Origin of the sequence: Pseudoalteromonas sp. Z1A6, from assembly GCF_011378745.1 — a bacterium.
Lineage (GTDB): Bacteria > Pseudomonadota > Gammaproteobacteria > Enterobacterales > Alteromonadaceae > Pseudoalteromonas > Pseudoalteromonas arctica.
In genome coordinates this window covers 1-8,998 of record NZ_WTKW01000169.1, presented here as the reverse complement: position 1 = coordinate 8,998, position 8,998 = coordinate 1, and the positions used below count along the sequence as shown (strand labels likewise).

Below are 8,998 nucleotides of genomic sequence, written 5' to 3'. Positions count from 1 at the left end.
TTTTTAATAACTATACTTGGCGATAATCTTTAAAAAAGCGCTTCATTTTTAACATCGCATCCGATAAATCATCTTTGCTTGGTAAAAAGACCAACCTAAAATGATCAGGATCTGGCCAATTAAACGCCCTGCCATGCACAAGTAATATTTTTTCGGCTTTTAGCAAATCGTACATCATCTTTTCATCATCTTTGACGTTAAAAAGTGCTGTATCTACTTTGGCAAACGCATAGAGTGCGCCTTTAGGTTTTTTACAACTAATGCCTTCAATATCATTTAATCCACGCCATGCAATATCACGCTGCTCATATAAGCGCCCACCCGGGTTTATTAGACTATCAATTGATTGCACGCCGCCAAGTGCTTGTTGAATCGCATACTGCGCAGGTACATTGGCGCACAAACGCATAGATGAAAGTATTTCTAGGCCTTTGCGTAAATCATCCATTACCGAGGTACGACCGCTTAGAACCATCCACCCCATTCTCAGCCCCGCTGCACGGTATGTTTTTGCTAAACCATTAAAAGTAATAATAGGCACATCGTCGCAAAGTGAGCCGATTGAAGTATGCGTTATACCATCGTATAAAATCTTTTCGTAAATCTCATCGCTCAATAACAGCAGTTTATGTTCACGCGCTATATCAATTAATTGCATTAACAAATCATCACTGTAAACCGCACCAGTAGGATTATTAGGATTAATTAATACCAGAGCTTTAGTTTTAGACGTGATTTTACTTTTTATATCTGCAATGTCCGGAAACCAATCTTGCTCTTCATCACATAAATAATGCACGGGATTACCACCCGATAACGTGACCGAAGCAGTCCAAAGTGGATAATCTGGAGCAGGAATAAGCACTTCGTCGCCATTATTTAATAGCGCTTGGGTGATCATCTGAATAAGTTCGCTTACGCCATTACCAATATAAATGTTATCTACATCTAAATTATGTAATCCACGTTGTTGATAGTGTTGATAAATAGCCACGCGGGCAGAATAGAGGCCTTTAGAGTCACAGTAACCTTGGGCTGAATATAAGTTGCGGATAATATCTCGGTGCATATCTTCTGGCATATCAAAACCAAAAGCAGCCGGATTACCTATATTCAATTTTAATACTTTTTGACCTTCGTCTTCCATTTTTTTAGCTTGCGCTAAAACCGGCCCACGAATGTCATAACATACACCTTCTAATTTGTGACTCTTTTTAATATCAGACATTTTTACCTCGACTAGTGAGTCTTTAGACTAACCTAGTAAAGGCGTAAAATGCCAGCCTATTTAAACGCTTAATACTGAAATAAATTCACGTTTCAGTTTCAATAATTAACGAGATGCTAACCATTCATTTAGCTTAGCTTGAGAGCCTGTTACTTGAGCCATTAAGCTATTAGATGCGTCGATGGCTTCAGCTAAGTTATCTAGGTTTAAATTTTGTTCAATAACGCGAGATACTTCAGCAAGGCTTGAAGCACCAAACTGAGCAGCGTTAGATTTTAAGCTATGAGAATGACGAATCGCCGCTTCTCTGTCTTTTCCAATGGTTGCTAAAACTTCAGAGCCTAAACGCTCAAACTCCGAGCAGCAAAAATCAAGTGTATCAGCAAACTGCTCACCCAATAACGATTCCATACTCTCTAATGCTGATGTATCAATATTTATTTCTGTCATATTTTAAGCCCTTAAAACAATCCATGTAAATTACAGTTTAATAGTACTACTTTATATTGATGCGTAAAAAAAACCAACTTAATTACCTCATAAATGTATAATTGCGAGGATCATACTGGCAACAAAAAGTTTATTAAATGGCACGCACACTTTGTAATCATTGTAACTTTGCACTTAACACATGTATTTGCAGCGCAATTACAAATATAAACAACAAAGTTAAGGTTATTATTCTACAGCACCCAAGCGAAGAAAAAATAGCAAAAAATACCGCTAAACTACTTAATTTATGCCTAACTGATTGCCAAATAATCAAAGGTGAAAATAATGATGACTTTTCTATTCTTAAAACACTACCAGTGAGCTCTACTGTTTTACTCTACCCTAACGAAAATGCTATAAATTTAGACGACAACGCTGAGCAAGCAAGTATAAATAACATTACCCACTTAATAGTAGTTGATGGTACATGGAAAAAAGCTTATAAAATTTTACAGCTCACTCCATTACTAAATCAGTTCAAAACGGTCAGCTTTAAACAATTGCCTAAAAACCGTTATGCTATTCGCAAAGCTCCTCGGGCCGACAGTCTTTCAACACTTGAAGCCGTAGCGCACAGTTTACTGCTTATAGAGCAGCTAGACCCAGCCCCACTTTATAATGTGCTTGATGAATTAATACAAAAACAAACCCAACACATGCCCGAGCACGTAAAAGCACGTTACTTAGATTAAATACGGTGCCATAAACTTAAATGCGTAGTTACCCAAACAGACTAAAACGTGGCTTTACTCGCCAAGGCCCCGATTATCGCTTTGAAGATCAAGTCGATTTTAGCGATATAAGAGATACCTTTGGTTTTAGATCAATGGTCGTTGGTAAATGGGTAACCAAAGAAGAGCGCTATATTAGTGCTAATTTAATTTACGATGCACTGGCAGACCTTGCGCAAATACTGCATTTACCGCCTAAAGCGATTGGCCTGCGCGGCAAGCTTAATTTTGCATTTGGTCATGGCGGTCAAAAAGGTGTGCAAGCACATTATAATGCGGCTTCTCAAACGCTTGCTCTTGCAAAAAATGCCGGCGGTGGCGCACTTGCTCATGAATGGTTTCACGCGTTTGATCATCACATAAGTGAGCATTTATTTGCAGCTAAACCCCGATTTGGTTTCGCCTCAAAATTATGGCTCTCAAACACGCCTAATTTATCGCACCCACTTAATAATGCTTTGAACAGTTTTTATAAACATGTATTTTTAGATGAGCACGGCGTTGATGCAAATAACTTTGTACAAACGTGTATAGAACACGATAAAGCTCACAATATGAATTATATGAGCATGCCGGAAGAGCTTGCAGCTCGCTGTTTTGAAGCCTGTATTGAACGGCATTCAAGTATAAAAAATAGTTTTTTAGTGGGAGGCTTAAAAAGTAGTAATTTAATATACCCAAATATCGAGCATATTAATAAAGCAAATGAAGCGCTTAACCAGTACTTTGAACTACTGGGTTATGCGCTTCATAAAATGGATTAAATCAGCTCTTAAAGTGATGCTTAGCTAAACCATTACCTGTACTAATGGTTAGCGAACTAAATCTAGTAATTTGTCTGTGCTCTGAACATTACAATAACCAAAGCTCAATGCAGCCATAAATGCATGATGAACATTATGTGCAGATACTACCACCCCATTAAATTCAAGATCTAATGTAGCACAAGCATCATGTGCTACATGACATTCATAGCCAAAATCTACTGCAGCACGAGTGACAGCATCAATACACATATGGCTCATAGCACCAACAATAATCAACCTTTCAACGTTGAGCTCTTCTAGTACTCTTTGTAAATCTGTATCGCGAAAACTATTTATTTGATGCTTTAAAACGACCGGCTCACCTTCAATTGGAGTAACCGTAGGATGGATTTTCGCACCATCAGAGTTAGGCACAAAGAACGGAGCCTCGTCAGAAGGAAACTCATGACGAACATGAACTACAGGCATACCATTATCACGAAATTGAGCTAGTAGTATTGCTGCATTTTCTGAGGCTTTTTCAGTTCCAGACAGAGGCCATTTAGCTCCTTCGAATGTAGAGTAATAATCGTTTTGTAAATCAATAAGTAGTAATGCTATGTTAGACATAATAATCTCTCTTATGTTGTTTAGGTTATCTGTTGAGACTATTATGCAAAACATCAACTCATTACACCGATGGCGAAATAGCCATAAATCAGTTTAAAAATGACAAAGCATGTTCAGATCACAATTATCGACTACCCCAACGCCCTACAAAGTGCAGTACAAGGCTTTAAAGAGTTATTTTTTTTGGCAAACAGGATAGTTATAGAAAGCCAGCTTGAAGTTCAGTTCTCTGTAAAGGTCATTCAGCCCGATATAGATTTAGATGGGATGAGCCAAAATGATATTATTATTCTCCCACCAAACTTAGATGGTGATTATTTCTTCACGCCTCAACCCAAGTTGTTGCAATACCTCAACGAGGCTCATCAAAAAGGGACTATATTATGCTCTGCTTGCGCTGGTGCATTTATACTTGCCAAAACAGGCTTATTAAATAATCGTGTTGCTACAACACATTGGCAATTAGCTGATGAATTTCATGAGGCATTCCCTAAAGTATCTCTTGAGATTGAAAGTTTACTAATTAATGACGGTGATATTATTAGCGCAGGTGGGCTGATGTCATGGATTGATCTAGGGCTAGAAATCGTGGCTCAATTCACAAAACCACACGTTATGCGTACACTTGGAAAGTTTCTTATCGTTGATACGGGTAGAAGAGAACAACGCTATTACGGTAGTTTTTCGCCAAAACTTAATCACGGGAATAAACAAATATTACTAGTTCAGCATTTCATTCAAGCAAATTATAGTAAAACACTGAATGTTTCTGTACTAGCAGCTTTGGCCTGTATGAGCGAGCGAACATTTCTTCGACAATTTACCCATGCCACAACATTAAAGCCGATAACAGTATATTCAAAAAATAAGAGTGCAAAAGGCATGTGAGCTATTAGAATCGACCACTCACAGTTTTGAGCGAGTGGCTCTGAATATTGGCTATGACGATGTAAACAGTTTTCGCAAAGTATTTATTAAGATAATCGGATTAAGCCCTACGGCGTTTAAAGAAAGATTTGTTTGAATAGATAGTACCAAAGGGAAGAATCATTAATTACCGTTGTATTCTCACTTCACTATTAAAATAAATGGCTATTATTGTAAATATTGAATTAAAGGTATAAAGCTTTCATCTTTATACTTAGCAAACTTGTTGCACCCACTTAATAAAGCAAATGAAGCGCTTAACCAGTATTTTGCACTACTGGGTTATGCGCTTCATAAAATGGACGAATAAAAGCTTTATTTAGTGGTTACTTATCGTCACTAATACGACTTGCTACTGCACTGTTTTGATCTTTATATTTTGCATCTTTACGGATGTTGTATGGGTTTTCACACGGGCCCGATAGCATTTCAAAGCTCATAGCCCCAATTTTCATCAGTGGGCGAAGCGCGAGTGGTAATTTACCTGAGTTGTAAAACTCTAAAACAATATTACCGCTCCAGCCTGGATCTATTCGGTGCGCAGTTACATGCACCATTAAACCTAAACGCGCAAGCGATGAGCGTCCATCTAACCAGCCTACTATGTCTGCTGGCAGAGTTACTTTTTCGTGTGTTATAGCAAGTGCAAGTTCACCTGGGTGTAAAAAGAATGCTTCACCTTCATCAAGCACTATTTCTTCACTCATGATTGATTCCATGGCTTTATTTAGCTGATCTTTTGGACCACTTAAATCGACGTATGCCGCGTTGTGTGCATTAAAAGTTCTGAATTTATTACCTAATCGCAAATCGGCAGTTACGCCTGAAATCATGTCACTTGTTGGCGCAGGCTCAATAACAATGCGACCATCGCTTAGGTATTCATTAATATGTGTGTCTGAAAGTCTCATTATTTACTAATCTTCTGTAATCACAATTTCAATCGCATTGTGATGCTGTTGATAATAAAGCGTGCTGGCTATAAGCCTCGCTGCTGCGCTGTATGTTTTGCTTATTGCCGCGTCGTTATCGTTGGCAATAAGTTTTCCTTGCTCAGAATACTCGCGTATATCTATTGCAAGAGGAATATGACTAAGTACGGGTACGCCGTGCTTGTGCGCAAGTTTTTGTGCGCCGTCTTTACCAAATACGTGGTTAGCTTCGCCGCAATGGCTGCAAATGTAATAACTCATGTTTTCAATTAAGCCCAGCACTGGCACGTTTACTTTATTAAACATGGCAATGCCTTTTTGCGCATCGGCAAGGGCTAAGTCTTGCGGCGTAGTGACAATAACAGTGCCGCTCGCTGGTACTTTTTGGCTCATTGTAAGTTGAATATCACCAGTGCCCGGTGGCATATCTACAATTAAGTAATCAAGCTCGCCCCAATCAGTCTCGTTAAGCAATTGGCTAAGCGCGCCTGAAGCCATTGGCCCGCGCCATACGGTGGCATCATCGCTTGGGACTAAAAAGCCAATTGACTGCGCTTTAATGCCATTGGCATCAAAAGGCTGTAGCTGTTTGTTATCTTTAGTGACGGGCTCTGCGCCCACTAATCCTAAAAGCATTGGGATAGATGGGCCATAAATGTCAGCATCTAAAATACCCACCTTTGCGCCTTCATTTTTAAGCGCGCCTGCCAAGTTAACAGCAGTAGTCGACTTACCTACCCCACCTTTGCCTGAGGCAATAAGTACAATATGTTTAATCGCTTTAAACTTAGCCGCCTCTTTAATGATAACCTTGGCGCTAATAGTTACAGGCACATTTAAGCTTTCACATACGTGTTGCTCAACTAAAGGCATTTCTGATTGCCCAGCAAATGGCAGAGTTAATTTGATTTGTAGTGATTTATCGTCATTTTGAGTAATAGTATTAATGAAGCTTTCGTCAATACCGACGGCAAAAGCCGCACTACGATATGCCGCTAAGGCAGTAATAATCGGTTGTTTTTGCACCGATTTAGAAGAGAATAGTTTCGACAGTCCAAACATAGCAATTAAATAGCGTTTCTTTGATGAAAAGTGCCACGGAATTATGTAACATTCAGGGCATTAACACCAGTCAATTAATAAAAATCCATAAGCTGTGCGCACTCTAAGCAGATAGCTTGTAGATAAATTAATGATAATTGCCGTTTGTATAATAAAAACGGCGTTTTATCCTCAATTCGGAATGATTATGACGCAGCGAAAGATCCTGATTACCAGCGCATTACCTTATGCAAATGGCCCTACTCACCTAGGTCATTTATTGGAATATATTCAAACTGATATTTGGTCACGTTTTCAAAAACTACAGGGCCACGAAGCTTATTATGTTTGCGCAGACGATGCCCACGGCACGCCAATTATGCTTAATGCGCAAAAGCAAGGGATCACGCCTGAAGAAATGGTAAAACAAGTGAGCATAGAGCGCCAACGCGACTTCGCTGACTTTAATATCAAATTTGATAACTACCACAGCACGCATAGCCAAGAAAACAAAGAATTAAGCGAACTTATTTATAACCGCCTAAACGATGCCGGTCATATTAAAAAGCACACTATTTCGCAATTATTCGATCCAGAAAAAGGTATTTTCTTACCCGATCGTTTTGTAACTGGTACTTGCCCAACGTGTAAATCTGAAAACCAAAACGGCGACAGTTGTGATTCGTGTGGTGCTACATACAGCCCTACCGAACTCATTAATCCGCGTTCTGTAATGTCAGGTGCAGAGCCTGTACTTAAAGATTCTGAACATTACTTTTTTGACCTGCCAGCATTTGAAGGCATGCTAAAAGAGTGGTTACACTCGGGCACTATTCAACAAGAAATGGCTAACAAGCTAGACGAATGGTTTACCGATGGCCTGCAGCAGTGGGATATTAGCCGTGATGCGCCTTACTTTGGTTTTGAAATTCCAAATGCACCGGGCAAATATTTTTACGTTTGGTTAGATGCACCTATTGGTTACATGGCGAGCTTTAAAAACCTATGTGATAAAAAAGGCATCAACTTTGATGAGTTTTGGGCTGAAGGTTCAGACGCTGAGCTTTATCACTTTATTGGTAAAGACATCATTTATTTCCACAGCTTATTTTGGCCAGCAATGTTAGAAGGCGCTAATTTTAGAAAGCCAACTAACGTATTCGCTCATGGTTTTGTTACTGTAAATGGCGAAAAAATGTCTAAATCAAAGGGTACGTTTATTAAAGCGCGTACTTATTTAGATAACTTAAACCCAGAGTACTTACGTTACTACTACGCAGCAAAATTAAGCAGCGGTATTGTTGATCTTGATTTAAACCTAGAAGACTTTGCACAACGCGTAAATTCAGACCTAGTAGGTAAAGTAGTAAACATAGCGAGCCGTTGTGCTGGCTTTATTACTAAAAAGTTTGATGGCAAGCTAAGCAGCACTATTATGCAACCAGAGCTGTTAGCAGAGTTTCAAGCGGCTGCACCTAGCATTACAACACACTATGAGAACCGCGATTACAGCCGCGCAATTCGCGAAATAATGGCGCTTGCCGACAAAGCAAACCAATTTATTGATGGCGCAGCACCTTGGGTATTAATTAAAGACGAAACTAAGCAACAAGAAGCACACGAAGTGTGTTCTCTTGGTCTTAACTTGTTCCGCGTTTTAATTACTTACTTAAAACCAGTGCTACCAGAAATGGCCGACAACGTACAAGCATTTTTAAATGACGACCTTGCATGGGACGGCGTTCAAAATGCTCTCGTAAGCCACCCTATCAATAAATTTAAACCGTTAATGCAGCGTGTTGAAATGGATAAAGTAAATAAAATGGTTGAAGAATCTAAAGAAAGCTTAGCGCCAAAAGTAACTATTGACCCTAACAGCCCACTTGCAAAAGAGCCGATTAGCGACGAAATAGAATTTGATGACTTTGCAAAAGTAGACTTACGCGTAGCTAAAATTGCTAAAGCAGAGCACGTAGAAGGCGCTGATAAACTACTTAAGCTAACACTTGATTTAGGCGGCGAAACTCGCCAAGTGTTTGCAGGTATTAAATCAGCTTACGCACCAGAGGATCTCGAAGGTAAGTTAACCGTTATGGTCGCTAACCTTAAGCCTCGTAAAATGCGCTTTGGTATGTCTGAGGGCATGGTATTAGCAGCAGGTCCTGGCGGAAAAGAAATTTATATTCTTAACCCAGATGACGGCTCAGAGCCTGGTATGCGCGTAATGTAATATTACTCATACAATAAAAACCGCTGATACATCAGCGGTTT

The 8,998-nt window shown here is 39.4% G+C and carries 10 protein-coding genes; 5 read left to right on the top strand and 5 right to left on the bottom strand.

Features of this window, described 5'->3' with window-relative positions; translation table 11 throughout:
• Positions 1-10 precede the first annotated feature (10 nt).
• The gene (locus tag GQR46_RS11790; protein WP_010554238.1) at positions 11-1,228 is read right to left on the bottom strand and encodes a pyridoxal phosphate-dependent aminotransferase; all 1,218 of its coding nucleotides are present in this window, start codon (positions 1,226-1,228) and stop codon (positions 11-13) included.
• A gap of 105 nt (positions 1,229-1,333) precedes the next feature.
• Positions 1,334-1,678, bottom strand: a complete 345-nt coding sequence (locus GQR46_RS11785; protein WP_007582543.1) for an Hpt domain-containing protein — start codon at positions 1,676-1,678, stop codon at positions 1,334-1,336.
• A 137-nt stretch (positions 1,679-1,815) separates the two neighbouring features.
• Here GQR46_RS11785 and GQR46_RS11780 point away from each other — a divergent pair, with 137 nt between their 5' ends.
• Both GQR46_RS11780 and GQR46_RS11775 read left to right on the top strand, forming a co-directional pair.
• Positions 1,816-2,412 carry a tRNA-uridine aminocarboxypropyltransferase gene (locus tag GQR46_RS11780; protein ID WP_165741046.1) on the top strand — a complete coding sequence of 199 codons (597 nt, stop codon included), beginning with the start codon at positions 1,816-1,818 and terminating at the stop codon, positions 2,410-2,412.
• 20 nt (positions 2,413-2,432) lie between these two features.
• The gene (locus GQR46_RS11775) at positions 2,433-3,215 is read left to right on the top strand and encodes a CLCA_X family protein (protein WP_165741045.1); all 783 of its coding nucleotides are present in this window, start codon (positions 2,433-2,435) and stop codon (positions 3,213-3,215) included.
• Between the two features lie 48 nt (positions 3,216-3,263).
• Here GQR46_RS11775 and GQR46_RS11770 read toward each other — a convergent pair whose 3' ends face one another.
• Complete coding sequence (locus GQR46_RS11770; RefSeq protein ID WP_024592527.1) at positions 3,264-3,827, bottom strand: cysteine hydrolase family protein; 564 nt, start codon at positions 3,825-3,827, stop codon at positions 3,264-3,266.
• A 99-nt stretch (positions 3,828-3,926) separates the two neighbouring features.
• On the opposite strand from GQR46_RS11770, the gene GQR46_RS11765 reads away from it, so the two are divergent.
• Together GQR46_RS11765 and GQR46_RS20670 are read left to right on the top strand one after the other, a co-directional pair.
• On the top strand, positions 3,927-4,715 hold the full coding sequence (locus tag GQR46_RS11765; protein ID WP_240922904.1) for a DJ-1/PfpI family protein: 789 nt from the start codon (positions 3,927-3,929) through the stop codon (positions 4,713-4,715).
• Positions 4,699-4,851, top strand: a complete 153-nt coding sequence (locus tag GQR46_RS20670; protein WP_346766802.1) for a helix-turn-helix domain-containing protein — start codon at positions 4,699-4,701, stop codon at positions 4,849-4,851. The genes GQR46_RS11765 and GQR46_RS20670 overlap by 17 nt, the downstream gene beginning before the upstream one ends.
• A 229-nt stretch (positions 4,852-5,080) precedes the next feature.
• Here the strand turns inward: GQR46_RS20670 and dcd are convergent, their stop codons facing one another.
• Both dcd and apbC read right to left on the bottom strand, forming a co-directional pair.
• On the bottom strand, positions 5,081-5,665 hold the full coding sequence (gene dcd / locus GQR46_RS11760) for a dCTP deaminase (RefSeq protein ID WP_007582539.1): 585 nt from the start codon (positions 5,663-5,665) through the stop codon (positions 5,081-5,083).
• A 6-nt stretch (positions 5,666-5,671) separates the two neighbouring features.
• Positions 5,672-6,748 (bottom strand): iron-sulfur cluster carrier protein ApbC, encoded by a 1,077-nt coding sequence (gene apbC / locus GQR46_RS11755; RefSeq protein WP_165741044.1) that lies wholly within the window; start codon positions 6,746-6,748, stop codon positions 5,672-5,674.
• A gap of 187 nt (positions 6,749-6,935) precedes the next feature.
• On the opposite strand from apbC, the gene metG reads away from it, so the two are divergent.
• On the top strand, positions 6,936-8,957 hold the full coding sequence (gene metG / locus GQR46_RS11750; RefSeq protein ID WP_007582537.1) for a methionine--tRNA ligase: 2,022 nt from the start codon (positions 6,936-6,938) through the stop codon (positions 8,955-8,957).
• Positions 8,958-8,998: the final 41 nt, after the last annotated feature.

Bases quoted from the DNA above. Each gene is read 5' to 3' on its own strand.
- apbC (WP_165741044.1), bottom strand. From the start codon at position 6,748: ATGTTTGGACTGTCGAAACTATTCTCTTCTAAATCGGTGCAAAAACAA.
- GQR46_RS11765 (WP_240922904.1), top strand. From the start codon at position 3,927: ATGACAAAGCATGTTCAGATCACAATTATCGACTACCCCAACGCCCTA.
- dcd (WP_007582539.1), bottom strand. From the start codon at position 5,665: ATGAGACTTTCAGACACACATATTAATGAATACCTAAGCGATGGTCGC.
- GQR46_RS11785 (WP_007582543.1), bottom strand. From the start codon at position 1,678: ATGACAGAAATAAATATTGATACATCAGCATTAGAGAGTATGGAATCG.
- metG (WP_007582537.1), top strand. From the start codon at position 6,936: ATGACGCAGCGAAAGATCCTGATTACCAGCGCATTACCTTATGCAAAT.
- GQR46_RS11790 (WP_010554238.1), bottom strand. From the start codon at position 1,228: ATGTCTGATATTAAAAAGAGTCACAAATTAGAAGGTGTATGTTATGAC.
- GQR46_RS11775 (WP_165741045.1), top strand. From the start codon at position 2,433: ATGCGTAGTTACCCAAACAGACTAAAACGTGGCTTTACTCGCCAAGGC.
- GQR46_RS11770 (WP_024592527.1), bottom strand. From the start codon at position 3,827: ATGTCTAACATAGCATTACTACTTATTGATTTACAAAACGATTATTAC.
- GQR46_RS11780 (WP_165741046.1), top strand. From the start codon at position 1,816: ATGGCACGCACACTTTGTAATCATTGTAACTTTGCACTTAACACATGT.